This window comes from Bacillus sp. AFS059628 (assembly GCF_002571225.1).
Lineage (GTDB): Bacteria > Bacillota > Bacilli > Bacillales > Bacillaceae_G > Bacillus_A.
Genome location: NZ_NVEC01000093.1, coordinates 1 through 25,222, shown reverse-complemented (window position 1 = coordinate 25,222; position 25,222 = coordinate 1). Strand labels below are relative to the sequence as shown.

The 25,222-nt window shown below is 35.8% G+C and carries 30 protein-coding genes and 1 pseudogene; 14 read left to right on the top strand and 17 right to left on the bottom strand.

What is annotated here, in order from left to right; genetic code table 11:
* Window positions 1-99 precede the first annotated feature (99 nt).
* The gene (locus tag COL05_RS26545; protein ID WP_098670762.1) at window positions 100-282 is read right to left on the bottom strand and encodes a DAK2 domain-containing protein; all 183 of its coding nucleotides are present in this window, start codon (window positions 280-282) and stop codon (window positions 100-102) included.
* A 120-nt stretch (window positions 283-402) separates the two neighbouring features.
* Window positions 403-954 carry an RrF2 family transcriptional regulator gene (locus COL05_RS26540; RefSeq protein ID WP_098670761.1) on the bottom strand — a complete coding sequence of 184 codons (552 nt, stop codon included), beginning with the start codon at window positions 952-954 and terminating at the stop codon, window positions 403-405.
* 210 nt (window positions 955-1,164) lie between these two features.
* On the opposite strand from COL05_RS26540, the gene COL05_RS26535 reads away from it, so the two are divergent.
* Window positions 1,165-1,806 carry an FMN-dependent NADH-azoreductase gene (locus COL05_RS26535; RefSeq protein ID WP_098670760.1) on the top strand — a complete coding sequence of 214 codons (642 nt, stop codon included), beginning with the start codon at window positions 1,165-1,167 and terminating at the stop codon, window positions 1,804-1,806.
* Window positions 1,807-1,880: 74 nt separating this feature from the next.
* Here the strand turns inward: COL05_RS26535 and dhaK are convergent, their stop codons facing one another.
* On the bottom strand, window positions 1,881-3,632 hold the full coding sequence (dhaK, locus tag COL05_RS26530; RefSeq protein ID WP_098670759.1) for a dihydroxyacetone kinase subunit DhaK: 1,752 nt from the start codon (window positions 3,630-3,632) through the stop codon (window positions 1,881-1,883).
* A gap of 178 nt (window positions 3,633-3,810) precedes the next feature.
* On the opposite strand from dhaK, the gene dhaS reads away from it, so the two are divergent.
* Window positions 3,811-4,377: a dihydroxyacetone kinase transcriptional activator DhaS gene (gene dhaS / locus COL05_RS26525; RefSeq protein ID WP_000204220.1), complete on the top strand. Its 567-nt coding sequence runs from the start codon at window positions 3,811-3,813 to the stop codon at window positions 4,375-4,377.
* A gap of 19 nt (window positions 4,378-4,396) precedes the next feature.
* Window positions 4,397-5,395, top strand: a complete 999-nt coding sequence (gene dhaQ, locus COL05_RS26520; RefSeq protein WP_098670758.1) for a DhaKLM operon coactivator DhaQ — start codon at window positions 4,397-4,399, stop codon at window positions 5,393-5,395.
* Window positions 5,396-5,494: 99 nt separating this feature from the next.
* Here dhaQ and COL05_RS26515 read toward each other — a convergent pair whose 3' ends face one another.
* The 5 genes from COL05_RS26515 to COL05_RS26495 form a co-directional block, all read right to left on the bottom strand.
* Window positions 5,495-6,133, bottom strand: coding sequence for a VanZ family protein (locus COL05_RS26515; RefSeq protein WP_098670757.1), 639 nt, complete (start codon window positions 6,131-6,133; stop codon window positions 5,495-5,497).
* Window positions 6,134-6,354: 221 nt separating this feature from the next.
* Window positions 6,355-6,726, bottom strand: a complete 372-nt coding sequence (locus COL05_RS26510; RefSeq protein WP_098670756.1) for an ATP synthase subunit I — start codon at window positions 6,724-6,726, stop codon at window positions 6,355-6,357.
* Window positions 6,727-6,748: 22 nt separating this feature from the next.
* Window positions 6,749-7,282, bottom strand: a complete 534-nt coding sequence (gene pssA, locus COL05_RS26505) for a CDP-diacylglycerol--serine O-phosphatidyltransferase (protein ID WP_098670763.1) — start codon at window positions 7,280-7,282, stop codon at window positions 6,749-6,751.
* A gap of 33 nt (window positions 7,283-7,315) precedes the next feature.
* Window positions 7,316-7,774 carry a MarR family winged helix-turn-helix transcriptional regulator gene (locus COL05_RS26500; protein WP_000198627.1) on the bottom strand — a complete coding sequence of 153 codons (459 nt, stop codon included), beginning with the start codon at window positions 7,772-7,774 and terminating at the stop codon, window positions 7,316-7,318.
* A 159-nt stretch (window positions 7,775-7,933) separates the two neighbouring features.
* Window positions 7,934-8,290 (bottom strand): DUF4259 domain-containing protein, encoded by a 357-nt coding sequence (locus COL05_RS26495; RefSeq protein WP_098670755.1) that lies wholly within the window; start codon window positions 8,288-8,290, stop codon window positions 7,934-7,936.
* Between the two features lie 384 nt (window positions 8,291-8,674).
* On the opposite strand from COL05_RS26495, the gene COL05_RS26490 reads away from it, so the two are divergent.
* Complete coding sequence (locus COL05_RS26490; protein WP_000505681.1) at window positions 8,675-8,785, top strand: YjcZ family sporulation protein; 111 nt, start codon at window positions 8,675-8,677, stop codon at window positions 8,783-8,785.
* A 118-nt stretch (window positions 8,786-8,903) separates the two neighbouring features.
* On the opposite strand, the gene COL05_RS26485 is transcribed toward COL05_RS26490, so the two are convergent.
* Together COL05_RS26485 and COL05_RS26480 are read right to left on the bottom strand one after the other, a co-directional pair.
* Window positions 8,904-9,458 (bottom strand): HPP family protein, encoded by a 555-nt coding sequence (locus COL05_RS26485; RefSeq protein WP_098670754.1) that lies wholly within the window; start codon window positions 9,456-9,458, stop codon window positions 8,904-8,906.
* Between the two features lie 116 nt (window positions 9,459-9,574).
* Window positions 9,575-10,159 carry a CGNR zinc finger domain-containing protein gene (locus tag COL05_RS26480; protein WP_098670753.1) on the bottom strand — a complete coding sequence of 195 codons (585 nt, stop codon included), beginning with the start codon at window positions 10,157-10,159 and terminating at the stop codon, window positions 9,575-9,577.
* A 432-nt stretch (window positions 10,160-10,591) separates the two neighbouring features.
* Here COL05_RS26480 and COL05_RS26470 point away from each other — a divergent pair, with 432 nt between their 5' ends.
* Window positions 10,592-12,001, top strand: a complete 1,410-nt coding sequence (locus tag COL05_RS26470; RefSeq protein ID WP_098670752.1) for an alpha/beta hydrolase family protein — start codon at window positions 10,592-10,594, stop codon at window positions 11,999-12,001.
* Between the two features lie 481 nt (window positions 12,002-12,482).
* On the opposite strand, the gene COL05_RS26465 is transcribed toward COL05_RS26470, so the two are convergent.
* Together COL05_RS26465 and COL05_RS26460 are read right to left on the bottom strand one after the other, a co-directional pair.
* A complete protein-coding gene (locus COL05_RS26465) occupies window positions 12,483-13,310 on the bottom strand; it encodes a class I SAM-dependent methyltransferase (RefSeq protein ID WP_098670751.1) in 828 nt (275 codons plus the stop codon).
* A 624-nt stretch (window positions 13,311-13,934) separates the two neighbouring features.
* A complete protein-coding gene (locus tag COL05_RS26460) occupies window positions 13,935-14,180 on the bottom strand; it encodes a hypothetical protein (RefSeq protein WP_142337676.1) in 246 nt (81 codons plus the stop codon).
* Window positions 14,181-14,379: 199 nt separating this feature from the next.
* Here COL05_RS26460 and COL05_RS26455 point away from each other — a divergent pair, with 199 nt between their 5' ends.
* The 6 genes and pseudogenes from COL05_RS26455 (at window position 14,380) to COL05_RS26435 (ending at window position 16,448) form a co-directional block, all read left to right on the top strand.
* Window positions 14,380-14,505 carry a YjcZ family sporulation protein gene (locus COL05_RS26455; protein WP_000540385.1) on the top strand — a complete coding sequence of 42 codons (126 nt, stop codon included), beginning with the start codon at window positions 14,380-14,382 and terminating at the stop codon, window positions 14,503-14,505.
* A gap of 165 nt (window positions 14,506-14,670) precedes the next feature.
* Window positions 14,671-15,012: a PadR family transcriptional regulator gene (locus COL05_RS26450; RefSeq protein ID WP_098670749.1), complete on the top strand. Its 342-nt coding sequence runs from the start codon at window positions 14,671-14,673 to the stop codon at window positions 15,010-15,012.
* Window positions 15,005-15,487 carry a hypothetical protein gene (locus tag COL05_RS26445; protein WP_098670748.1) on the top strand — a complete coding sequence of 161 codons (483 nt, stop codon included), beginning with the start codon at window positions 15,005-15,007 and terminating at the stop codon, window positions 15,485-15,487. The genes COL05_RS26450 and COL05_RS26445 overlap by 8 nt, the downstream gene beginning before the upstream one ends.
* The gene (locus COL05_RS26440) at window positions 15,484-16,011 is read left to right on the top strand and encodes a permease (protein WP_142337675.1); all 528 of its coding nucleotides are present in this window, start codon (window positions 15,484-15,486) and stop codon (window positions 16,009-16,011) included. The genes COL05_RS26445 and COL05_RS26440 overlap by 4 nt, the downstream gene beginning before the upstream one ends.
* Window positions 16,008-16,091 (top strand): annotated as a pseudogene (locus tag COL05_RS31095) (class D sortase); the annotation flags it as partial. The gene COL05_RS26440 and the pseudogene COL05_RS31095, both read left to right, overlap by 4 nt.
* Before the next feature lie 156 nt (window positions 16,092-16,247).
* Entirely contained in the window at window positions 16,248-16,448 is a 201-nt protein-coding gene (locus tag COL05_RS26435; RefSeq protein WP_060489065.1) for a hypothetical protein, read from the top strand.
* 186 nt (window positions 16,449-16,634) lie between these two features.
* Here COL05_RS26435 and COL05_RS26430 read toward each other — a convergent pair whose 3' ends face one another.
* Entirely contained in the window at window positions 16,635-18,110 is a 1,476-nt protein-coding gene (locus COL05_RS26430; protein WP_098670746.1) for an MDR family MFS transporter, read from the bottom strand.
* Window positions 18,111-18,252: 142 nt separating this feature from the next.
* Here COL05_RS26430 and COL05_RS26425 point away from each other — a divergent pair, with 142 nt between their 5' ends.
* Both COL05_RS26425 and COL05_RS26420 read left to right on the top strand, forming a co-directional pair.
* Window positions 18,253-18,828, top strand: coding sequence for a TetR/AcrR family transcriptional regulator (locus COL05_RS26425; RefSeq protein WP_098670745.1), 576 nt, complete (start codon window positions 18,253-18,255; stop codon window positions 18,826-18,828).
* Window positions 18,829-18,984: 156 nt separating this feature from the next.
* Window positions 18,985-19,872, top strand: a complete 888-nt coding sequence (locus tag COL05_RS26420; protein WP_098670744.1) for a DMT family transporter — start codon at window positions 18,985-18,987, stop codon at window positions 19,870-19,872.
* 169 nt (window positions 19,873-20,041) lie between these two features.
* Here the strand turns inward: COL05_RS26420 and COL05_RS26415 are convergent, their stop codons facing one another.
* Complete coding sequence (locus tag COL05_RS26415) at window positions 20,042-20,809, bottom strand: TSUP family transporter (protein ID WP_098670743.1); 768 nt, start codon at window positions 20,807-20,809, stop codon at window positions 20,042-20,044.
* A gap of 199 nt (window positions 20,810-21,008) precedes the next feature.
* Here COL05_RS26415 and COL05_RS26410 point away from each other — a divergent pair, with 199 nt between their 5' ends.
* Complete coding sequence (locus tag COL05_RS26410) at window positions 21,009-21,794, top strand: TrmB family transcriptional regulator (RefSeq protein WP_098670742.1); 786 nt, start codon at window positions 21,009-21,011, stop codon at window positions 21,792-21,794.
* Between the two features lie 157 nt (window positions 21,795-21,951).
* Here the strand turns inward: COL05_RS26410 and COL05_RS31090 are convergent, their stop codons facing one another.
* The 3 genes from COL05_RS31090 to COL05_RS26395 form a co-directional block, all read right to left on the bottom strand.
* On the bottom strand, window positions 21,952-22,800 hold the full coding sequence (locus COL05_RS31090; RefSeq protein ID WP_142337674.1) for a transcriptional regulator: 849 nt from the start codon (window positions 22,798-22,800) through the stop codon (window positions 21,952-21,954).
* Window positions 22,801-22,915: 115 nt separating this feature from the next.
* Window positions 22,916-24,205, bottom strand: a complete 1,290-nt coding sequence (dnaB, locus tag COL05_RS26400; protein ID WP_142337673.1) for a replicative DNA helicase — start codon at window positions 24,203-24,205, stop codon at window positions 22,916-22,918.
* Window positions 24,202-25,065, bottom strand: a complete 864-nt coding sequence (locus COL05_RS26395; RefSeq protein ID WP_098670740.1) for a DnaD domain-containing protein — start codon at window positions 25,063-25,065, stop codon at window positions 24,202-24,204. Before COL05_RS26395 ends, dnaB begins: the two co-directional genes overlap by 4 nt.
* Window positions 25,066-25,222: the final 157 nt, after the last annotated feature.

Genomic DNA, 25,222 nt, shown 5'->3' with positions numbered 1-25,222 from the left:
TCGTGGGTCAGTTCACACTTAGTATGCGAATTCAGGAGGTGTTTTTTCATGTACCACTATTCGGGTTCACCTCACAAGGCAGGGGGGATCTTCCCATTCCTATTTCAAACTACCCGCAATCTCCGTAAAGATAACTCCAAGTGCATGTGCACCTACATCTGGATAGCCTAAGCTTCTTTCGCCAACTGTACCGGTGCGGCCCATGCGAGCTACGATTTCTTTCGTATACTCTGCTCCTTTTTCAAAGGGAATTTTCACTACATTTAAAATATATGAACACATAAATTCATTTACTTTTTACGAAAATAAAATTGTATTGTTTAGAATTTTAATGTTAATCAATTTGAAACTTTATGAGTTAATTAAATGTGATATTTAAAGAAGGAATTTGTGATGAAGTACTCACATGATAGAACTAATATTAAAAAACAAAAAAACTCTAACTANNTAGTTAGAGTTTTTTTGTTTGAAGTATTCACGAGTATCTACCCTTATCTTTTCAGGTAAAACAATATCAAGTTCTTTATCTAACCATGCAAGAGTCTTTTTACGAAGAAACTCACGCATGTGTTCTTCTGCTTCAAGCATTACTAAGTTAATTGTACAAGAAGAATTGCTAGGTTCACAAGAATTACAAGCATCGTCTCGATATAATAGACCATTCTGTACAATATTTTTACATTGAAAAATAGGTTTTGGACCTTCGACGGCTTCTATTACATCCCAAAAAGAAATATCTTCTGGAGACTTAGCTAACCTATATCCTCCCTTTACACCTGGGACAGAACTTACAATGCCAGCTTTAGATAATTTACCGAAAACTTTTGAAAGAAATGTTTCAGAAAGTCCTTGAAACTCTGCCAAATCTTTTATTCCAACACTTTCCTTGGAAGGAGCATTGATTAAATAAACTAGGCAATGCAAGGCATATTCAACCCCAACACTATATTGCATATACAAATCACCTGCTTTTTATTTTAAGGATTATCAAATTGTATCTTAGGACCAATTAGAATTTTAGTCAAATAAAAAAAGGCTCTTTTAGAATAGTATGTATTTCATTTGACAAAAATAATTTCAGAGTTTATATTAAAGACCAAACTAATCGACGATTAAATTAGTCGACAATAAAAACCTAAAAATTTTTAAAAAGGGGAAGTACAAATGAACAAAACACTTATTATAAACGCACATCCGAAAGTGGATGATACATCATCGGTCAGCATTAAGGTTCTTAACCACTTTTTAGTATCTTATAAAGAATTAATTCCTAATAATGAAACGATTGAACAGATTAATTTATACGATGATGTAGTACCAATGATAGATAAAATTGTTTTAAGCGCATGGGAAAAGCAAGGAAATGGACAGAAGTTAACTAATGAAGAACAAAAAGTAACAGAGCGTATGTCCGAAATTTTACAACAATTTAAAAGTGCAAATACGTATGTTATCGTATTACCTTTGCACAACTTTAATATTCCATCAAAGTTAAAAAATTACATGGACAATATCATGATTGCACGTGAAACATTTAAATATACTGAAACTGGATCAGTGGGATTACTTAAAGATGGAAGAAGAATGCTTGTTATCCAAGCAAGTGGAGGAATCTATACAAATGATAATTGGTATACAGAAGTGGAATACTCTCATAAATATTTAAAAGCAATGTTTAATTTCCTTGGTATTGAAGATTATCAAATCGTTCGTGCACAAGGAACAGCCGTACTAGATCCAAATGAAGTATTACAAAATGCGTATAAAGAAGTTGAAGAGGCGGCTTCTAGATTGGCTAACAAATAAATTTTTTCACTGGGAGCATAATGGTTATAAATAAAGACCCCCTCCACCACAAGGCAGAGGGGATCTTCTCATTCCTATTTCAAACTACCCGCAATCTCCGTAAAGATAACCCCAAGTGCATGCGCACCTGCATCTGGATATCCTAAACTTCTTTCGCCAACTGTACCGGCGCGGCCCATGCGAGCTACGATTTCTTTCGTATACTCTGCTCCTTTAACTGCTGCTTCCGCCCCTTTTTCAAAGGCAGTTTTCATATCTTCTTCGTTTGAATTGCTAGCTAACCAAGAGTCTACACATGGAGCAAGTGCGTCAACAAGTGTTTTATCACCAACTACCGCTCCTCTGCCGAATGATCTTTCTCCAATAGATTGTATACCTTGCAGTGCTGCTTGCAACATTTCAGCGAATTCTTTCACTGTTAACTCACGCTTCTCGCCTGCTGCTTTACTAGCTGCGCGGAATGCGCCGCCCCAAATTGGACCAGATGCGCCGCCGCAATGTTCCATAATAATCATCGAACAACCGTCAAGGAATGATCCGATCGTTACGTTCTCTTGATCTACAATAGAATGCCACTCACGTTTTAATTGCTTAAATCCTTTTGCTACACTCATTCCGAAGTCACCGTCACCAGCGTGCGTGTCTAACTCACAGAATGGTACTTCGTTTTTAATAATAATATCGCTCATTTTATCAACGAGATAAATCATGTTGTTTAATGTAATAACATTATCCTTAATAACAGCGTGCTCTTCTGGCGTTTCTAGTTCAAATGAAACTTCCTTCTCTTCTGTCTCTTCAAGAACATTTACGTACTCTACACTTTCAACTGGTCCGTCTACTTTAAACGCTGGTGTGTTACATTCTTTCGATAGTAATGTTTTTAGCTCATCATCTAATTTCATTACTGTTAAAGACATACCAGCCATATCGATACTCGTCATATAGTTTCCGACGAATACTCTGTTGATTTTAATATTTCTAGCAGCTAATTCTCTCGTCACTGCATTATTAAATAAGTAAAGTTCTTGCAGTGGTGTTCCGCCAAAACCGTTAACTAGAAGCGCAATTTCTTCGCCGTCTTTTACTCCTAAATCTTTTACAAGATCATTTGTCATACGGTTTGCTAATTCATCAGCTGACAACATTTTTTCGCGTTTAATTCCTGGTTCACCGTGAATACCTACGCCGTATTCCATTTCATCTTCCGCAAGTGTGAAAGTAGGTGATCCGCTCGCTGGAACTGTACAAGACGTTAACGCTAAACCGATTGTTCGCACGTTAGCCGCTGCTTTTTCTGCGACAGCTTTCACCGCTGCTAAATCCATACCTGCTTCCGCTGCTGCGCCGGCAATTTTATGAACAAGAATAACGCCCGCAACGCCGCGGCGTCCTACTGTGTACAGGCTATCTTCTACCGCAATATCATCGTCCACTTTTACGTAGTCAACTTCAATTCCATCTTCCGTTGCTAAATGAGCTCCGTTTTTGAAATTCATAATATCGCCGCTGTAATTTTTAATAATTAATAACGTACCTTTTTTACTAGCTGTCTCTTTAATTGCTTGATACACCTGAATTTGTGAAGGCGAAGCAAACACATCTCCGCAAACTGCCGCATCTAACATTCCTTTTCCGACTAGTCCTGCATGCGCTGGCTCATGACCACTACCGCCGCCACTAATTAATGTTACTTTATTTTCGTTCATTTCTTTCTTCTTAATGACTTTATATTTTTTTAAAAGCTCAAGCTCTGGGTGCGCCATCACCATTCCGTTGCACATTTCCATTACTAATGTTTCTGGTTTGTTTATAATCTTTTTCATTGTAGTTCTCCCTCAATTCCTTTAATATATTGTGATATATTTGAAATCTTCTTCTTACTATCCATGTTAAAATGAAAGCGTTTTATAGTAAACGGACAAAATGGACAATCTGTCTAAAGACACCGCTCTCATTTCTCGGTAGGATTTTCATATTAATAACATTCTAGGGATGATTCACATGACCTCTTCTATAATTTCTAAAAAGATAATCGCGAATTCATTGAAGTATTTAATGGAAACAGAGTCGTTTCATAAAATATCAGTGAGCGATATTATGTTACACTGTCAAATGCGTAGGCAAACTTTTTATTATCATTTTAAAGATAAATTTGAACTATTAAGCTGGATTTATAGAGAAGAAACGAAAGAAAACATTATCGACTTTCTCGACTATGAAACGTGGGAAAACATTTTCGATTTATTATTTGATTACTTTTATGAAAATCAAAAATTTTACCGAAATGCTTTTAAAGTCATTGAGCAAAACTCGTTTAATCACTATTTATTTGAGCATACGAAAAACTTATATATGAAGATTATTGATGAATTATCTGTGAGCTGTGGATTCAGCCTTTCTGATGAGACAAAAAATACGATTGCCTCATTTTATAGTCACGGCTTCGTTGGAACGATAAAAGATTGGATTGAAAGCAAATGCGAAGTAGATCCGTCCATTATGTCTTCTCTCATGAAAAATATGATAAACAATCAATTACTACTATTACTAGAACAATCAGCAAAGTAATTAAAGGGTGGCAAAAGCAATGAAAAAAATTATGAATGATGTACAAAATATCGTTCAAGATATGATGCATGGCTTTTATTTTGAACATAACGACAAAGTAAATTACGACGAAACAAATAACATCATTTATGTAAAAGATATCGAAAAACTGAAGCAAAATGTTGTCATCATAAGCGGCGGTGGTAGCGGACACGAACCAGCTGATATTGGCTATGTAGGAAAAGGAATGCTTACAGCGGCAGTAAACGGCAGTATTTTCACTCCGCCTACAGTGGAACAAATTGTGGCGGCAACTCGCCTCATGCCAAAGGATAAAAGTATTTTATTCATCATTAAAAACTTTAAAGATGACGTAGCGAACTTTCTAGCTGCAGAACAAATTGCAAAAGAAGAAGGAAGACAAATTGACCACATCATCGTAAATGACGACGTTTCAATTGAAGATGATGCTTCTTTTAATAAAAGAAGACGCGGCGTCGCTGGTACTGTTTTCGTTCAAAAAATACTCGGTGAGGCCGCTCTTGAAGGTCATTCTTTAGAAAAACTAACAACACTTGGCCGTTCTATCACCGAAAACTTACACACATTAGGAGTCGCACTTTCACCAGCAAACGATCCAGTGAAAGGAAAAGCTTCATTCACATTAAACGACGATGAAGTCTTTTATGGCGTCGGCATTCACGGTGAAAAAGGTTACCGTAAAGAAGCGCTATCCTCCTCTGAAATATTAGCGATTGAACTAATGAACAAACTAAAAAGCATTTATCGCTGGCGAAAAGGTGACAACTTCGCTATTCTCATTAACGGATTAGGCGCAACGCCATTAATGGAACAATACATTTTCGCAAATGATATTCGCCGTTTATGTGAGCTGGAAGGCTTACATGTGGAGTTCGTAAAGGTTGGTACATTGCTAACTTCTCTAGATATGAAAGGTGTTTCGCTTAGTTTGCTTAAGGTGGAGGATTTGGATTGGGTGAAGTGGTTGAAGGCGGATGCTGGCGTAGGTAATTGGTAACTAAAAATTATGATGATAAAAGCCTTTAACTATAACGAGTTAAAGGCTTTTTGCAAATTGAAATATCGTACGGGCATTAACAAGAAATTCTTAATCGCCTCACTGAATGATGACAGGCCTTCCAAATAAAGCTGGATGATAAATTAACATTGCACCTACAAATGAACATACTAAACAAAAAACAGCCTCGTATTTTATGACAAAAGAGGAGTTCGTATCCAGCTTTTTTCCCTCTCTTTTCAATATCAATTTAAATAACACCGTATATAATACATACCCAATAATGGCCCCAAGGGTGTTCGTAAATACATCATCAATATCTGTAATTCTATTATTTAGTAATTGATTTAACTCAATTGCCAATGAAAAAAAGAATCCGGCGCATACGGTGTTTTTCATTTTTCTAAACTGCGGCCAAATAGCCGGTAATAAAAAACCGAACGGCATAAACAGTACAATATTCAAAAGATACGTCGTACTACCTGCCGTATCAAATAGAGTCAAGTTAATTTGATTTACACGAATCCAAGTTTCATATCTACTTATATCCCATACAGTCGCGATCTGCGTCACTTTATACACTAACGAAAGGTAGAATAGAAAAACATATACCCATAGAAAATGCAGAATAGATATATTGTTTTTCGCTTTAAAATAACGTCCAATTTGAAACACCACACAAAAAATAATAGTAAAAAAATAAGTATACAAATAACTCATCAAAACTTCTGTATGCATGTAGAATCCCCTAACTTTACATTTTCATCTATGACTTTGTTGTTTATAGGATAGGAGAAACTTTTAAAATAAAAAGTAGGGTAAACATAAAATTTTTCTAAAATCTTCACATGCAACTCTTGTAGTATTTTCATCAATGCAGGATATATAGTCATGTGAAAGTCTAACAAGAGGAAAACAGTAAAATAGCTACTTTTAAAAACTCCGATTAAAGTTCTACTTTATTCCTTCTCATCCCTCATACTGTAATACCCCAAATTAATAATAACCAAGAAATACCCACCCATAATTCCAGCAGCAAATGTCCACATGTACTCACGGTGTTCAATTTCATACATAATAATCGCACCGAGTATGGCAGCTGCGAACCGATTTATCATGCCAAGCATTGGTGCTTTTTCTTTTTTTACGATGCTATTTCCGAACTTTTCGATACGTCTTCCTAAAATCCAGGCGCAGTACATACTAACTAAAAGGCCGATGCTTATCCCTACAAACTGGGCTCGAAAAGGTGTCATCGCCCATCCCAATAACATCACGCCTAGCAAACAATATATTTGTATGTTGAATGATTTTAATGCCATACGAATCATGTTATGCTCCTTATCTTTCCTATTAATCCCATCTTTCGGACTTCAAGCTTTCCGATATATCTTTCTTAAAATGGGGGAATTTGATTTTGCTTACCATTAAATAAGCGAGTGCACATGTGCCAACCGCCACGGAAACTGGATTATTTAGGAGGCATAAAATGAGGAGACACATTGCTGCAAATGGAATCGGCATTCCGATGAATGTTGGGAGTTTACTTTGTTGCGTGTTAAATCTAGCAAGCCGAAGCATTCCGCAAATACTATACGCGAGCGCACATATCATCCCGATAGACTGTAAATCTTTTAAAGCGACACTATAGGCAAGAATAGATGGTGCCACACCAAAGGTAACTAGATCCGCAAATGAATCTAATTCTCCGCCAATGTCCGAAACAGCATCAAGTTTCCGGGCAACCATGCCATCAAACAGATCAAATACCATCCCTGTAATAATGAATAGAACTGCACCATACATATCTTGAACGAAAACAGCGTGAATAGCTAAAAGCCCACACACAAAATTTGCTATCGTAAGCATATTCGGTATGTAACTCATCACATGCTTCCCCTCCTTTCTACTAATTGCTTCTTACTCATTAGATTCAAGATCCTTCTGTTTTTCTTCCAATATCACCTTATTTATTTTCGTTAACGTATCAGTCATTTGCTGCAAAGCTTCAATATCAATTTTCGAGAAATACTTCTCAATTAATACATCATCTAACTTCGACAATTGCTCCATATACTTACTACCGTTTGGACCAAGTGTAAGGAAATACTCCCTTTTATTATTCGGATTCACTTGTTTTGAAATCATCTGTTGCTTTTCTAATTTTGATAAAACTTGGCTCACAGCACTTTTCGTTATATTAAACGTACTCGCAATGTTATTCGCTGTTGTGTTTTCATTTAAATTGATATGAAATAGCATGCTCTCTTGCTGCCCAGTAAGACCGAACTCATCCTTTAAATCTTGAAATAGTAAAATGTAGAGTTCTGTGTAGGCTCGATTCATTTCATTAATTACTTCTTTATATGATCTCGTCATAGCGTTCTTCCTCCAGTCACGATTTTATATAGTTTAGTTTAGTTAACTAAACTATATTATACCTTTATGTTCGTGTAAAGGGAAATATAGCTCCGTACTTTATTCACAATGAAAAAAGAAGACACCCATTAAGATGTCTCCTTTTCATGTTGAAAAATATTAACCGTTAATCAGCTGTTGCTTAAATTCATCTAAAACTTTTTTTCTCTCTTCATAATCTTCCATATCAGCTTCTTCCCAAAGCTCAAGGTCAGCCCCTCGCTCAATTAAGGCAATCGTATTACTACGAACTTCCTCTTGAAGACAACCTTTCTCCAATTGTATTGCCGCAAGACCAATGTAGACTAAAGACATTACTTCTAAATCTTCCTCTACATCAAACTCATCTACATACTCTTCTAAAATGAGCTTAGTTGCTTCTTCTACACTGTTACCTTCTTCTATATATTCAATAAACTGCTCTTTCACATCACAAGTCGTGTCATCATCAAATAATCCAGTTCCCCAAGCGCCCATATGTTACAGCTCCTTCTTTATACTTTTTCCATTTTAATCTTAAATATAGTAAAAATTTATTACAAGACTATTTATATACATCGTTATATTTTACAATTACTGTAGGTAACATATACCTTTCACTATATGTATTATTCCGAATAATCAAACATAACCATTAATAAAATTCCATATAGACCCATTAATGGTTAAAATGTTATAATAGAACTACCCTATATAGTTACTCATATTCATACTGAGGAACTAGCGTCTTATTAAGCAATGCGCATAAATTAGATAAAAAAGACCTGCTCACGTTTATGCTTCAAAACATAAAGTAAATGGAATCCGTTAATAAACACGAGTGACCCTTTGTTTTCCCCTCTTATTAAAGGAGGAACTATTATGGGATTTGGTGGTAGTTGCGGCGGAGGCTGCGGTTTTGCTGGAGGATTTGCACTATTAGTTGTATTGTTTATTTTATTAATCATCGTTGGAGCTTCTTGCTTCTGCTAAAAAACTATTGGAAAAGACACTCTTATATGGGTGTCTTTTCTTTGTAAGCGAAAGAGTATGTGAAATGAAAATATAGTAAAAATGGGATACTTACTCAAATTGTTTTTCACCTAATAAATTATATCCAAAAAGTTGGATAGCTTCTTTTACTGCTCATATTATTAATAAATAAAGCAATAACTACAATAACAAGAGAACCAACTAAAACTGGTGTTACTAAATAACTCCAACTGTATGCTCCTAAAATAACGACAATTGGATCGGCCCCTGCCGGAGGATGCGTTGTTCTTGTTAACATCATAATAGCAATCGACATACCAACTGCTAAAGCAATTGTCCAATATTCATTCCCAAACAAATGATATATTGATAGACCAATAAAAGTTGAAATCAAATGTCCTCCGATAATATTACGCGGCTGAGATAGCGGTGCATTCCAAACTCCAAACGCTAATACACAACTCGCTCCAAATGGGGCCATTAGTAATTCTGTAGAAGTTATACTCGTTAAATATGTTAAGGTAAGAATCGTTAAAAATCCCCCCAATAATCCCGTTAAAGAGTCCTTTATATTTACTTGTAATGGACTTCTTCCTTTCCCTTTCATTTTTGCAAAATATCGTACACTTATTGGTTGAGCCTCTTTCTGCTTAGCTGCTGTTATATTACTCATCATTCTCCTCCTTTATTTACCAATAATTATATTCCGAACAAACTAACCAGTCAATATTAATTTTAGGGGTTAGTTAAAAAGTACAAAAAAAGAATCAACTGTTATAAGTTGATTCCCTAAACTTCTTCAGATTTTCGAACTTGAAATTTTGCTACCTTTTTTCGATTCCCACATATTTTCATAGAACACCATTTTCGTTTTCCACTTTTATCTATAAATAATAAAACACAGTCAGGATTTGAACACCTTTTAAGAGAAATAAGCTTGTTTTCTGCTATTAACGTTAAAGCATCAAGCGCAATTAACGATACAAGTACATCCTCAATTTCTCCAACTGGAATAGGTACTAAACTCTGTTCAATAACTTTATATGTAAATGGTGCCTTCTCAATTTGTTTTTCTAAATACGTAATAAAATCATCCGAAATTTCGTGCTGATCAGCAATTGCCTCAAACTGTTTTCTCAATAATTCTCTTAGCTCTAGTATGCTAGATGTAACTTGATTCACTCGCTCTTGAATTCCTATAAGTGTTTTTTCATTCCAAAAAGGAAGATTAACCTTTATTACATGTAGCCATTCTAATACATCTTCATCTGTTATTAATAAATCATAACGTTGTCCACGCCTAACTAACTCTGTATTCACTAAATCTAATGAGAGATTTCCAGAGATAAGCGGGAATTGTTTTCTTTCCTGCATGTACTCATCACCTACTCTTTAAACAATCATATTCCAAATTCATACATAAGTGCAACTTTTTTATAAACTACAAAGTATGAAGACCAAAACCTTTAGCCATAATTATGACTAAAGGCTTTTTGTATATAACTTAAAAAGGAGCTAACTGTATGGAACATAATAAAAACGGAATACTTGCCTTGATTGTTTTGTTTGTAGGACTAGCATTTTTTGTTTTCGGTATGGTTTATCATTTATGGGGAACGGTTTAAAAATAAATAGTAATTTATTTAAGAAAAAGTACTCGTATGAGTACTTTTTCTTGAGATGACATATAAAAACATTCTAAACGTACTTACATGCATACAATTATCAATGATGGTTATATAATTGAGAAGATTATAAATTATCAATCTATATTTATATGATTTGGAAAGGAGCTAAAAGCTAAAAATGTTAGAAATCATTTTTGCTGCTGTATTGCTTGCATCTAGCATCACTCCCATCTTTATCGAACGTGGTTTGACGAAAAAAAATGTAGTCATTTTACTGATCAATTATGCATTCTTATTTGCCACCATCATTGTAATTGGCGCAAACTGGCGTATGATCCCCGCCTATTTCTTATTGTTCGTTTTAACATTACAAGTTTTTTTGAAACCAAAAACTACAGCTGTTTCTAAAAAGTTAGTGATGAAAGTTTTAAAAGGTTTAGGAATTATCGTAACTGCTATCGCAATGTTTACATTACCTTTACTTTTTCCGATCATAACACTCCCTGAGCCTACTGGAAAATATACAGTAGGAACGAAAGCTTTTCATTTAATTGATACAAATCGAAAAGAAACCACTGTACCAAATAATCATGGAAATCGTGAGTTAATGATACAAGTATATTATCCTGCCGAAAAAGGATCTGGGAACCCTTCTGCCTATTTTGAAAACATAGATGCTCTCGCTGAACAATTGGCAGTAACAAACGGTGCTCCGTATATCGTAACGACACATTTAGGGCTGACAAAAACACATTCTTATCAAGATGCTAAGCCACTTCAAGCTAAAGAAAAATTCCCTCTCCTTTTATTCGGCCATGGAATGGGATTATATGGTCAACAAAATACATTCCAGTTAGAGGAATTAGCTAGTCAAGGCTATGTCGTAATCGCTCTTAATTTCACAGGATATGCAGCAACAACGATTTTCCCTAACGGAAACCGTGTGGACTCTATACCAATTGAATATACACCTACGGCCTTAAATACTATAGTTCAAAAATGGGAACAGGATACTACTTTTGTTTTAAACGAAGTAATAGAGGGGAATTTCGATAAAAGTTTTAAAACGATTGCAGACTTAATCGAATATAACAAAATTGGAATGTTCGGTCACTCTATTGGCGGAGCAACTTCCGCACAAATGTTAGTAAAGGATCATCGTATTAAAGCTGCAATTGATATGGACGGCGGATTGTATGGAGACCCGTTGCCTAAAGATGGTCCTCAGAAACCATTCATGTTGATGAACGCTGAAGCTACCATTCGTTATATGAAAGAAGCGGAGAATCAAAAGAGAACCGGAATCCAAAATGAATTATTGGAAATATCCTATTTAAGAAATAAAACGATTGAAAAACCTGGTGTATACACAGTAGTAATTCCAAAAACAAATCATACTAGTTTTACAGATTTAGCAGCATTTTCACCTATTATTAACGAACCAGACGAGGATGTAGCCGCAAATTATACACTCATCAATAAACTAGTAACTAGCTTTTTCGATCAAAATTTAAAAGGGATAAACGAAAATCGTTTAGAAGAAATTCAGAAGCAACATCCTGAACTTCCTCTCATTAAACACAAATAGCCATTTTCCTAGTTATGTAACCCCTCCGTATGTTTGAGGGGTTTCTGCTTTCACACCATAAAAAAAGGCCCCATAACTGGGGCACTCAAAAAATAATATAAGTAAATGAATTAAAACAAATAACAGACAACTAAAATATATACGATTTAAATTATACAATCTATATATATGCAAAAATACATAAAAATATTTACTATTACATGTTATACTAAAAAAGGAGTCGACAATCGTTATTTTCTTCTTAGTTTTAAAGCAATATGGATATATACCTTCTTGTCTCATTTGGATTGTACTAGCAAAAGAAGACATCACAATTGATGTCTTCTTTTCTTATATTTTTATGAATTTTTTTGCGAAGATGGTCTCTAATTACGAAAAGATGTTGGGCATCTAGAATAAGCTGCCGTTTGTTAAAAAGAAAAAATATTGCTTTTTGAAAAAAGTGATAACATATATTTCTTTCTCTTTGTTCAATGTAACCTTATTTTTCTAACAATAAGGCTATAGTTTGACTCCCTCCGTTGCCAGTTTCACCGGAAACATCATCGTAAATTTCTTTTACAGTAAACCCTACAGCAGTTACCTCTTTGATGAATAATTCTTTTGTGAAGAATTGATACCAAATGTTGTAAGTTTCTATTTTTTCATCGGTTACCACTGTTGTTTGTTCAAATGTTACTCTATCAGGATATTTGAGATTTCTCCCGATAGCTAAATAGCAATCCTTTGACCAGAAACCACCATTTTCATTCATACTCCAATATTGTTCTTCCTTGAACTGATCAAATTTATTTTGAGAGAAAACATCCAATAACAACTTTCCTCCATCCTTCAGACTGTTCCAAATGTTAAAAAGTAATTTACTACGATTTTCAGGCGCAAGAGCACCATAATCACAATATATCAATAGGGCCAAGTCATACATATTTGAATCATTTAATTCCAAATAATTTTCATAGCGATATTCAATATTATAATCTAACTTTTTTGCTTGTTCTTTAGCGTAACGAATTGAATTTTCAGAGAAGTCTATCCCTGTTACTGTATAACCTTTTCTAGCTAATCGCTCACTATAAAGGCCTGGGCCACACCCTAAGTCTAGTACTTTTTGATAAGATTTTTGGGGAGCTATTTGTTGGATAAAATCAATAGATTTATCAATAAACTGAAAACTCCTACTAGCCCCTTCAGTATCAGAGCTTAAATGAACTTCTAATAATTTTTTAGCAATATAAGGATCTTGCCAAAAAATATTATCAGTTTGTTCGAATCGTGAAGGTACCTGCAATTGATTTAATAAATTATTCATAAAAACTTCCTCCTAAAAATTTTTAAACACAAAAAACCGCAGAGCTTTACTCTGCGGTTAAAAAAGAGAACAAGTCCGTAGAGTAAAAAATCAAATGGGCATACCGAATAAACACATAAAAATGCGTATTTCAGTTTGCTTCAAATTGATTTATTTACTCTTTTCCAGTCATAACAAAGTTCACGAAAATCAAACTTCTGCTATGCCGAACTTCTTCACCTATCCTTTTAGTGTTTGTATAAATATAACAGACCATAAACTACGAGGTCAACTGCTAGTTTAACCCATTATTCAAGGATATGGTCCGATTGTTCAATGGAATGACTTGCATTTTTTAAAAGCTTTTTTCACTTTTTACATGTAGAGTTTTTTATGAATAAACACCTATAAAAAAAGAACGAGATATAACAGATCACTAAAATATATAAAACGAAACATCATATAATTGATATATATGCAACATTACATAAAAATTCTTTATTATTACATGCTATACTAAAACAGGAGTCGACAATCGTTATTTTCTTCTTATTTTTAAAGCAATATGGATTATACCTTCTTAACACATTTGGATTGTACAAGTAAAAGAAGACATCTTACTAGATGTCTTCTTTTCTTATAGTTTTATGAATTTTTTTGAGCAGCTGCTCTCCAAGCACGAAAAGATGTTGGGTGTCCAGAATGAGCTCTTTGCTTTGCAGCAGCAACAGCTGGTTTTTCTTCAATAGTCATTGGTTTTTCTTCCACAATCACTGATTTTTCTTCAAGAGTATTCACAGCTGTTTGCATTTTCTCTAGCTGCTCTTTTAAAGCTTGCTGTTCAATCTTTAAATCCGTAAGTAATCGTAAAATCATTTCAGAATTGGCCATAAAGATCCTCCTTCCCCCAATACACAGAATAAAATACAATATGTCATCAGCATAATACCCGTGACAAAAATAAATTCGTCAACTCCTTTAAAATCTAAGTTCTTTTTATTTTTCAAAAGGACCTGCTCAAGTCTATCCGTAAAAACATAAAGTAAATTAAATCCATTAATTAATGGTCTTTATGGAAGGAGGAGTTAATATGGGCTATGGCGGTACTTGTGGCGGAGGCTGCGGTTTCGGTGGCGGATTCGCTTTACTAGTTGTACTATTTATTTTATTAATCATCGTTGGAGCTAGCTGTTGGGGCGGCGGATTCGGCTGCTAAGGAGAGGCACTCTTGAGAGTGTCTTTTTTTATGTTTTTGGATGTACAACCCCTTTGAAATTCACACATTTTAAAATTGACATAGTACTTCATACACCATATACTGTTATTAACACTATACTGTCATTAACAGTATAAATCCTAATTCATCCTAGGAGGAAAATCCATGAAACATACAGGAAGACATACAGGTGCATTTCTTTTGTTATTTCTAGCTGAGGGAGATAACTATGGGGGGCAATTACTACAAAAGTGCGAAGAAGAACTTCCCGTCAATCCAATTGATAGCGCCATTTTATATCGTACGCTAAAGAAATTAGAAAACGAAGGTGCAATTGAATCTTACGTAAGTACAGAGCATCAAGACAAACCAAGAAAGATGTACAAAATTACGCCTGCTGGAAAGGAACAATTGGCAGATTTCCAAATGGATATTGAAGAAAAAATGAAGAACTTATCCTTTTTCATAGACAAATATAAAGACTTAAAGGAATCCAATCATGATTAACGGCGTGATTCTTTACACTTTAGCCATTATTCTTACAGGGATTTCTTTTATGAAAGACCGCACGAAGACGAAAAAAGCTCTAATGAAGTCATGGAAAATGTTTCGCAATCTTCTACCTGCGATGCTCTCCATCATGCTTTTCGTTGGCTTATCGCTTTCTATATTAACGCCGTCTTTCATCTCTTCTATTATTGGGGAGCAATCTGGATTCATCGGTATTATTTATTCAGCAATACTCGGCTCCGTTGCACTTATTCCAAGCTTCGTCGTATTCCCACTTGGTAATACGTTAGTACAACACGGCGCAGGCCTTCCTCAAGTTGCGGCACTTATGTCTACACTCATGTCAGTAGGGCTTACAACATTACCGATGGAACAAAAGATATTCGGGCGAAGCTTTGCTTACGCACGTAATGCATCTGCATTACTCATGTCCCTCCTATTCTCCTATATCATTTGGGTGGTGATGGTATGAAGGAATTAAAAAGATATCGCTTCTTTTTCATTTTATTACTGGGGCTATTTTCCTTAACCTTTATAAATCAATCTTTAGGATGGAGCGCATTACAATTAACAGGCAATAGCATTTTAGATATGTTGTTTCTCCTCCCACCTGTCCTACTATTTGTAGGATTACTTGATCAATGGGTGAAAAAAGAAACGCTCATGAAATATATGGGCAAAAATTCCGGCATATACGGAATCATATTCTCTCTATTATTAGGCGGCATTGCAGCTGGTCCCCTCTATGTTGCCTTCCCAATTGCAGCACTACTCTTACAAAAAGGCGCAAGCATTCGGTACATCGTCTTTTTCTTAGGCGTTTGGACAACTGCGAAATTGCCGATTCTCGTGTATGAATTCTCTTCATTTGGAGCTACTTTTACACTCATTCATATTTGCTTCGGGCTAGTATTCTTTTATGTAATGGGGATTATTTTTGAGAGGTTTTATGATCAGGGGCAGTTACTTCGGTATGATGTTACGGAGGAAATGTAACATTAACAACATGTTACCCTTTTAACAACATTGGTGACGCCCCAGATCGATACATCATTGAATTATCTTTAATTATTACTTATAAGGAGCTGTCCCACGAGTCATCTTTTGACCATGTGACACCTCCTTTTTATTTTAGAAACATTACCATAACCTTAATTCGGCACAGTATAATAAATGTATAATACAAAAATTTCCATGTTCTTGTTTTGTAATATTTTTTGGAGGTGATTATCTTGAGTAAAAACGTGAATTTACTTCTTCAAATAGGAATTGGAATTATCATTATGATTGCACCTATTATCATCATAGGATTAATGTATGATGGATCGACAGCTATGGGCAATTTATTAGTTGCCGAATTTATAATGAGAATACTTTCCCTTATTATCGGCCTTTTAGTCATTAGCAAAGCTTTACATCGTTATTCCCAATAGTTATTCATCCTCAAAAAGGAAAGCCATTGAACATACAACATTTATACAAATAAACTAACGATTATATTGTGTCCTCCATTGTGATTACACCGATCATTCTTCTGTATTAGAATATCCAAGACAAATGTTACGAAAGAAATGTAAAAAGACACCTTTCCTAGAAAAGATGTCTTTTTTATTTGAACCTTAATTCTCGTTCTGTAAAACCCTCGCTGCCTTTACTTCCTTTTTCTCTTCCTTTAAAAACAGTGATACGATACATGCAACAACGATAAAGACTAACCCTAGTGCAAATGCACCTTGGAATCCAGATGTTAAACCGTTTAACTTCTCTACTGGATCCATTGGATTTGCGGAGCTTTCCATATAGCTAGCTGTTCCTGAAGACATTTTCGAAATAAAGATAGCCGTACCAATTGCGCCAGCTACTTGCTGCAACGTACTAAACAGTGCTGTTCCGTGCGGATATAAATCCGGTGTTAACTGATTTAAACCGTATGTTTGTGCCGTCATGACAAACATGAGTCCAACCATTAATACGCTATGCATAACAATAATTTGTACCATTGATGTATCAGGAGTAATGCCTTTAAATAAGAACATTGCAATCCCCACTAACACAATGCCGGGAACGATAATAACTTTCGGACTAAATTTATCAAATAGTTTACCTGCAATTGGCCCCATTATAGCGCTAATAACACTTCCTGGAAGCATGATGATTCCTGATTTAAAAGCTGTAACGAGTAAAACTGTTTGCAGGAACATCGGTAATAACGTCATCGTTGAAAATAACGACATCATCACAATGACGATTAATCCAATTGATAATGTAAACATCGGAACTTTAAATGCGCGTAATTCTAAAATTGGATTCTCAATTTTCAATTGTCGAACGACGAAAATACATAATGAGATAAGCCCAACAATTAAAGTGCCATACACTTTTGCATCGAACCATCCTAAGTCACCTGATGCACTAAAGCTATACACAAGTCCGCCAAATCCTAATGTCGATAAAAGGATAGATGGATAATCTACTTTTGGCCTTGTTAACTCTGAAACATTTTGAATGTACTTCATTCCAATCATAATGGAAATGATCACGACAGGAATAACAATATAGAATAACCAGCGCCAATTTAGTGAGTCTACGATTACTCCAGATAATGTAGGACCAATTGCTGGAGCTGCCATCATCACAAGTGCGATTAATCCCATTGTCGCACCACGTTTTTCAGGCGGACAAATGATTAAAATCGTATTCATTAATAACGGTGAAATTAACCCTGTCGCTACTGCTTGGACGATACGGCCAACTAATAAAACGGAAAATGTCGGCGCAAATCCCGCAATTAATGTACCAGCTAAAAACGTTACCATAGCGATTAAAAACATTTGTCTCGTTGTGAGCCATTGCTGAAGTAACGCTGTAATTGGGACTAAAACACCAACTACTAACATGTAAGCTGTAGAAAGCCATTGAATTGTTGAAGCTGTTACACCAAATTCTTTCATTAATACCGTTAACGCATTACCAAGTAACGTTTCGTTTAATAATGCAACCATTGCCCCTAGAAGTAATGCAATTAAAATGGGAGTATGTTTCAAATTAGAAGTATCAACTTTGCCACTTGTAGGGCTCTTAGTTGTCATATTCATTTACAAATTCTCCTCCTGTTTCTTACTTAAAAAACTTTAAATACACCGGAACACATGTAATATAATATACATATGTAGATTAAAAAGGGAGAATCAATTTTCAGCCACTGTATACTTAATCTACAAAAAAGGAGAATTGTAGATGAACGATAATGAAAAACAACTTGATTTACGTATTAGACGTACACATAAATTACTATGGGATTCCTTATTTGAATTAATGACGCAATCAAAACAGAAATATAGTACCATCACGATTAACCAAATATGTGACCGCGCGATGGTACACCGAACAACCTTTTATAAACACTTTGAAGATAAAGACGCTTTATTAGCATTTGGATTTAAACGATACAGCAAGATAATTGCTGAAATACCAGTTTCAGATCGATTAAGTAAACCATTTCAAGTAATGGAACAATTTCTACATCATGAAGAAATCGGTAAAATATTAGAAACGCAAATGTCTGATGAACAATTTATTAACCGAACACAGTATTTAAGTCACGAAACGAGAAAACAAGAAATAGAAGCGTTACATCAACTGCGCAAAAATCATACGATGCCAAATGATTTAATCATTGAATTTTATTCAGGGGCAATCACCTCATTAAGCGCATGGTGGTTTAAAAATGAAAGAAGCGTTTCTGCTGCTGAAATGGATAAGTATCTCCACCAACTTATTAACCGGGATATTTTTCAGTTTGAGAAGGAATAACTTCACCATCAAAAAAGGCTGTTTTATAAACAGTCTTTTTTTAATGGAATAAAACGTCGATAAATTTAAGTTACAAATATTCAGAATTAATATTAAAATATAAAATGGGTATAGGGGTATGGGATTTAAAAATTTATACATAACGAGGAAATAAAAATGAAACTACAATTAAAAGCGGATTTAGGGCTACTACTAATTACATTCTTTTGGGGTGCATCCATCTTACTTACAAAGGTTGGACTTGAAGGCATAGAAGAATACAACTTAATCGCATTACGATTTATTATCGCCTTTCTTTTATCAGGTTTAATATTTTACAAACATTTATTCAAAATCGATTTTAAAACTGTAAAATACGCATTTATACTCGCTTCTGTCTTATTTATCGTTTACATTTTCGCGACTTTCGGCACAAAGTATACGAGTGTTTCTAACGCTGGTTTTTTACTATGTCTCACAGTCATTTTCATTCCGATATTATCAGCTATATTTTTAAAACACATTCCAGAAAAGAAAGTGATAGTAGGAATCTTTTTAACGATAATAGGAATCGGCTTATTAACATTAACGAGCGAATTCAAGATCGGTAACGGCGATATATTTTGCATACTGTCAGCCTTATTTTATGCGATTCACGTCATCATCACTGGCAGCGTAACGAAACATGTGAATTCAATCGCACTTGGAGTCATACAACTCGGTTTCGTCGGCCTATTCAGTCTTATTTTTTCATTCATTATAGAAACACCAAAACTGCCTAGCACAGCCAACTCATGGTTAATCATCTTAGCCTTAAGCATATTCTGCACCGCAGTCGCATTCATCGTGCAAGTTATCGCCCAGCAATACACGACGCCTACACATACAGGACTTATCTTCTCATTAGAACCTGTCTTTTCCGCAGGCTTCGCTTTCGTTTTCACAGGTGAAACACTTACCGGAAAAGGATACTTAGGGGCGACGCTTATATTAGTAAGTGTGTTGATTGCGGAGGTTGATTTTAAGGGGTTGTTGCGGGTTAATTATAAGAAGAATATGGAATAGTTATTTCGCTAAAGTACATAAACATACCCCGAAAATATTCGTTTGCATTATTTTCACCCTCTTACCTTAATTGTTTTAGATGCTACCTTCGAATAAAGTAGCATCTAAAACATGTTACAAGGAATTATTATATTTATGTAGCCTGCATAGTTAACCTTTTCTACATTACTTACTGCACATAGTCATACAGATTTTTCGCTAACAATAAACAAGTTACTGTAATGAAAAGAGCACGAACATACCCGCTTCCTTTTTTTATAGCAAATCTGGAGCCAACAATTCCTCCAGCAATTTGAGCAATCCCCATTATAAAACCATACGCATAGTTTACTTGCCCCACATACATAAATATCAACAATGCACCAACATTACTTCCTAAATTAAGAAACTTCGCATTACCTGCGGCTTTTAAAAAATCATACCCAATAAATAAAAGAGCGAACATTAAAAACGAACCTGTGCCAGGACCTAGAAATCCATCATAAAAACCAATAGCAAAAATAAAAAAGGTAAAAATAATGACGTGTCGACCAGATAATTTCTTATGAGTAGAAATACTACCCCAATCCTTTTTAAATATCGTATAAATAGCGACTGCACCAAGCATTACCAGCATCAATGGCTTCAGTACTTCTGGGTTCATTAAATGAACGGTCCATGCACCTACTATAGAGCCTATGAAAGTGATTGGAAATAATTTTAAAGCCGATTTCAAATCAAGATTACCAGAACGATAAAACACAATATTACTAGTTGCACTCCCCATTGTTGATGCTAATTTATTCGTGGCTACTGCACTTGCCGGATTCAGCCCTGTAAATAATAAAGCTGGTAAGGCAATCAATCCACCACCACCTACAACTGAATCAATAAATGCAGCCACAAACCCAAAAACAATCAAAATAATTAATATAGATGGGTCTAAATACAAATCCATACTAGTAGCCTCCCCTTTAGTCACTATTGTAATAGTAACTAGCAATTTGCTAAATGTAAAGAGTTATTGTAACGTTGAAATATAAAGCGAAACTTTAATCAGTGGGGGGTTTTGTTCATCCCCACTGATTATCAGCCCTCACCNNCCAATCGGGCTGCCCGTTAAAGCGGGATAAAAGCAAACATCGGAGGACGAAAAAGTGAACTACCTAGTACAGCAGCTTAAAAAAATTGGTTTTAATGAATATGAAGCTAAATCTTATGTATCTCTTGTGAAACAGGGGCCTGCTACAGCCTATCAAGTAAGTAAGGATTCAGGTGTCCCAAGAGCGCGAATTTACGAGATTTTGGGTAACCTTGTAGAAAAAGGAATTGTCATGAAGGAAGAAATAAATGACACCACTCGCTATTCCCCTCTACCTGTTGAAATCTTTTTACAGAAAGCTCAATCAGAATGGCAGTCTACTTATGAAGGAATCAGTGATTCATTAAAAAAACTCGAAACTTCCGAGGAAAAAACGGATAATCGAGTGATTACTTTAAAAGACAACAAAACAATCATTAGCTATTGTCAGGCATTAATAAAAAAAGCAGAACACCGTATTGTCATTTCAATGTGGGATGAGATGTATGAAGCATTAAAAGAGGAACTATCTGAGGTAGCTGATAAAGTTTCAGTACAAGGTATTACCTTACATGTTGAAAATCCAATTAAAAATCTAGAAGCTCATCGTATCACACCTTATACAGAAACCCTCTCTACAGAACATTGGTTTATTTTATCGATAGATTCTAAAGAGATGATTTATGGACCATCAATTGAAGAGCGTAATATTGCTTTTTATACAGATGACCCCGTTCATATATACTTACTAGAGGATTATGTATGGCATGATGTTTTAGTAAATCGACTTGTCCGACGTAGCCAAGACGACTTGCAGCAATGGATCACTGCGGAGAGAAGATCTTTCTTTATGGGGAAATAAGGAGTATATTGAAGAGCAAATCAAAAAGTTTGCGTATTAAACCTAACAACTTCTCCTTATAAAAATAGCCGACTATTNNAATAGTCGGCTATTTTTATATAAATTTATACAGACACTGCCATTTTCCCTTTGCGAAATATTCCCATTAATGCAGCGATTAATGAGATAAACGCTTCTCCCACTCTTTCACCTTTTCAATTGTTACATCTAATTTTTTAGCTATTTCCTCTATACTCATTCCTTTAAAGAGCATTCCAGCTGCCGAAAGGGCTTTATCAATTTCTTCTTGCTTCTCCTGTTCATATAAACGGCCCACTTTTGTCATCCGTAACCACTCCTTTACTTTTTTCGCGTAGTCTTCATCAATAAATTTATCTGTAGCTACAAGAATTCCGGCAATAACTTGAATTTGTTCTTGCTCATCGGAGATACATTTTGCTACTTCTATCGTCTTCTCAATTAAAATTTGTCTTTTTTCTCTACTATGCATAAGTGGTACAAATATTAATTTCATGGTTTCTTCATCCGTCAAAGATTTTCCTTCTTCCATTTTTTTAATAACCTTTTGAAGGATAGCATCACCATTATATTCGCTTAGTAAAACCGCTTTGGAATTTAAACGTATACTACATACATCTATTTCTTCTATTGGATTCATTACCTCACTTGTATAAATAACTACGATTCGAATATCCGGTAACTCTTTATTCTTATTATAATAACGATACATAATTTGATTTGCATAATCCATATACTTCAAATGGTTTTCAAGGAAACGGGTATTACTTTCATACTCTAACATTAAAATTGAACCATCTTCCATTTCAAATAAAGTATCTGAGCGCCTTTGATCTGCACGAACTCTCGAGAATTCATTTAATAACAGCTCTTTTATTTTTGGAAAGCCTTTTAATCCATATGCTTCAAGCCCTTTATCCCTATAACATTCACTTAAAAACTTCATAAGAATATCTTTATTATGATAAGAAATATCATTCCCTGCCAATAGCTAATCCCCCTTAACTATTAGTTACCATTTTCTTTATTATATAACTTATGAAATTAGCGTTACAACTTTGGTTCACATGCAAATACTATTTTCAAAACAACTTGCCCTTTCACTACTTTACCCCCTCCACAAACCGCCCAAACTCCTTCGAAAACCTCAATTTAAAACTCCCCACAGGCCCATTCCGATGCTTCGCCACATGAATCTCTGTCATCTCTTTCTGCATCGTTTCCTTATCATAATAATCCTCTCGATACATAAGCATAATGACATCCGCATCTTGCTCAATTTGTCCTGTCTCTCTTAAATCAGATAAAAGAGGGCGCTTATCTTGCCGTGCTTCTACCGAACGAGACAATTGCGACAACGCCACTACACAAACATTTAATTCACGTGCTAATTGCTTAAGCTTACGAGAAATTTCACTAATCTCTTGAAATCGATTGCCCTTATGCTTCGGATCCCCCGTAATAAGCTGCAAGTAATCTACAATAACTAAAACCTTCTTATCACCGTGCTTCCTCTTTAACTTACGCGTTTGCATCCAAATATCTTGCACTGAAATGCCCGCGTTATCGTAAATCTCAAATGGTAATTCCCCAATCTCCGCGAACGCCTTACTCACCTTTTCCCAGTCCTCTATCGCAAAACGGTGCTTCGGGTTTTTCAACCTACCTCCTGACACCTCACCTACGCAAGACGCCATCCTTTTTAACAATTGCTTACTACTCATCTCTAATGAAAATAGTCCTACCGCCGCTCCAGACTTCGCCGCATGCAGTCCAACATTTAAAGCAAACGCAGTCTTCCCCATAGAAGGACGCGCACCAAGAACAACAAAATCACCTTCCTGCAATCCGCATGTCATTTTATTTAGCGATGTATAACCAGTCTCAATACCCGTAATCTCTTTCGCATCTTGATGAAGCTCTTCATATAAATCAACTAGCGCATCCTTCAAATCAAACTCACATACACAGTCCTTTTCCTCTAACTCACAAAGTGCTGTAATCGTCTCACCAATAATCTTCTCATTCTTCTCCGCAATAAGACGCTCTCCCATCTTGTGCCCGAGAACACCCGCCTGATACATTTTCCAGGCACCTCGAACAAGCCCCTCATAATAAGAGAAGTTGGCAGTTGTAGGCACACCATCCATTAACCCTATAAAATACTCCATTCCCCCGATCCCCTCTAAAAACTTCGGATCTACCCTAGAAATGAACGTCACAAGATCAATTGGTTGCCCCTCTTCTTCCATTTTCCGCATTAACTGAAATATAGACTTATGCACTGACAGAGAAAAATACTGCTCCGTCAAACGGCACTCCTTAATAAGCTCTCCATCAATTAATAGAGAACCTAATACCGTCTTTTCCGCCTCCACATTTTGAATACTCATGGACGCCACCCTCGCTCCGCTAAAAAGCGCTGCAACTCTTCCTCAGACGGCGCATTCTTCTCCCACTCCTCACACCTCGCCAAAAACTCCTCCGTCTCCCCCGTACTAACAGACGACTCCTTCTTCCTAAAGCTCGCCGTATCCGCCTCAACCTCAGAAACTTTCGTAAATCCTTTCCCGTGCCACCCTCTCAAAATCCCCTTCACATAAGCAACCATCCGCTTATTATTCTCAAACGCAATTTGAAGAGCCTTCAGCACAAGCTCCTCTGATAAATCTTCCATCCACGCACTCAGTTCCTCCACAGTATGCGGAGACAAACTACCGAAATGTTGCTCATAAAAAGAAAACACACGACTCCCCGTCTCTTCCTCTATAACCTCTTCTTCCGCCTCTGTCTCCTCACAAACTGGCTCAACATCATCCACAGCCAATTCACCCGGCATGCCGAAATGTGCTAAAAGCATCGGAACATTCAGCTCCTCCTCTACGCACTTTTGGAGAAACATATGTACAAACTCCTTATTCTTCACACCCTTAAGCTCACGAAGCACACACTTCTCCACATTCGTATTCGTCACCGGATTATAACGAAGCCAATTCAAAACGAATAACTCCCGCGTATCCGCATCATAAAGAATCTTCCCATAATCAATGAAGCGCTGCACAAGCTTATCAACAGTCTCCCGATTATAACCAGTCTCCATCTCAGCTAACCGCTTCGGAAAAGGAAAAATCCCACACTGCGTCGTCTTCGAACAAGTTAACAAATACACATAAAAATACCGCTCCTCCGGCGTCAAATCCAAAACAAAATCATCCTGCCAAAAATTCACCTGCACCGTACGATACACCGCCATCCCAATTCCTCCCGTCTCCGTTCAAAAGTGAAAACCTCTTCATAATATATATGGGAGGATGGCAGGGTTTTTGGCGTGTTATTTCAAAATTTTTTTCGACTCCTACTACGGTGTTTGTTGGTGTTTTTGTTTTGTTATGTTTTTTCTTAGTGATTTA

Coding starts and splice junctions, on each gene's coding strand:
- COL05_RS26485 (WP_098670754.1), bottom strand. CDS start 9,458: ATGAGTAATATAACAGCAGCTAAGCAGAAAGAGGCTCAACCAATAAGT.
- COL05_RS26465 (WP_098670751.1), bottom strand. CDS start 13,310: ATGAATAATTTATTAAATCAATTGCAGGTACCTTCACGATTCGAACAA.
- COL05_RS26445 (WP_098670748.1), top strand. CDS start 15,005: ATGATTAACGGCGTGATTCTTTACACTTTAGCCATTATTCTTACAGGG.
- COL05_RS26460 (WP_142337676.1), bottom strand. CDS start 14,180: ATGGCCAATTCTGAAATGATTTTACGATTACTTACGGATTTAAAGATT.
- COL05_RS26470 (WP_098670752.1), top strand. CDS start 10,592: ATGTTAGAAATCATTTTTGCTGCTGTATTGCTTGCATCTAGCATCACT.
- COL05_RS26440 (WP_142337675.1), top strand. CDS start 15,484: ATGAAGGAATTAAAAAGATATCGCTTCTTTTTCATTTTATTACTGGGG.
- COL05_RS26395 (WP_098670740.1), bottom strand. CDS start 25,065: ATGGCGGTGTATCGTACGGTGCAGGTGAATTTTTGGCAGGATGATTTT.
- dhaS (WP_000204220.1), top strand. CDS start 3,811: ATGACCTCTTCTATAATTTCTAAAAAGATAATCGCGAATTCATTGAAG.
- COL05_RS26425 (WP_098670745.1), top strand. CDS start 18,253: ATGAACGATAATGAAAAACAACTTGATTTACGTATTAGACGTACACAT.
- COL05_RS26535 (WP_098670760.1), top strand. CDS start 1,165: ATGAACAAAACACTTATTATAAACGCACATCCGAAAGTGGATGATACA.
- COL05_RS26455 (WP_000540385.1), top strand. CDS start 14,380: ATGGGCTATGGCGGTACTTGTGGCGGAGGCTGCGGTTTCGGTGGCGGA.
- COL05_RS26545 (WP_098670762.1), bottom strand. CDS start 282: ATGTGTTCATATATTTTAAATGTAGTGAAAATTCCCTTTGAAAAAGGA.
- dhaK (WP_098670759.1), bottom strand. CDS start 3,632: ATGAAAAAGATTATAAACAAACCAGAAACATTAGTAATGGAAATGTGC.
- COL05_RS26430 (WP_098670746.1), bottom strand. CDS start 18,110: ATGAATATGACAACTAAGAGCCCTACAAGTGGCAAAGTTGATACTTCT.
- COL05_RS26420 (WP_098670744.1), top strand. CDS start 18,985: ATGAAACTACAATTAAAAGCGGATTTAGGGCTACTACTAATTACATTC.
- pssA (WP_098670763.1), bottom strand. CDS start 7,282: ATGAGTTACATACCGAATATGCTTACGATAGCAAATTTTGTGTGTGGG.
- COL05_RS26450 (WP_098670749.1), top strand. CDS start 14,671: ATGAAACATACAGGAAGACATACAGGTGCATTTCTTTTGTTATTTCTA.
- dhaQ (WP_098670758.1), top strand. CDS start 4,397: ATGAAAAAAATTATGAATGATGTACAAAATATCGTTCAAGATATGATG.
- COL05_RS26510 (WP_098670756.1), bottom strand. CDS start 6,726: ATGATTCGTATGGCATTAAAATCATTCAACATACAAATATATTGTTTG.
- COL05_RS26480 (WP_098670753.1), bottom strand. CDS start 10,159: ATGCAGGAAAGAAAACAATTCCCGCTTATCTCTGGAAATCTCTCATTA.
- dnaB (WP_142337673.1), bottom strand. CDS start 24,205: ATGAGTATTCAAAATGTGGAGGCGGAAAAGACGGTATTAGGTTCTCTA.
- COL05_RS26415 (WP_098670743.1), bottom strand. CDS start 20,809: ATGGATTTGTATTTAGACCCATCTATATTAATTATTTTGATTGTTTTT.
- COL05_RS26500 (WP_000198627.1), bottom strand. CDS start 7,774: ATGACGAGATCATATAAAGAAGTAATTAATGAAATGAATCGAGCCTAC.
- COL05_RS26495 (WP_098670755.1), bottom strand. CDS start 8,290: ATGGGCGCTTGGGGAACTGGATTATTTGATGATGACACGACTTGTGAT.
- COL05_RS26490 (WP_000505681.1), top strand. CDS start 8,675: ATGGGATTTGGTGGTAGTTGCGGCGGAGGCTGCGGTTTTGCTGGAGGA.
- COL05_RS26515 (WP_098670757.1), bottom strand. CDS start 6,133: ATGCATACAGAAGTTTTGATGAGTTATTTGTATACTTATTTTTTTACT.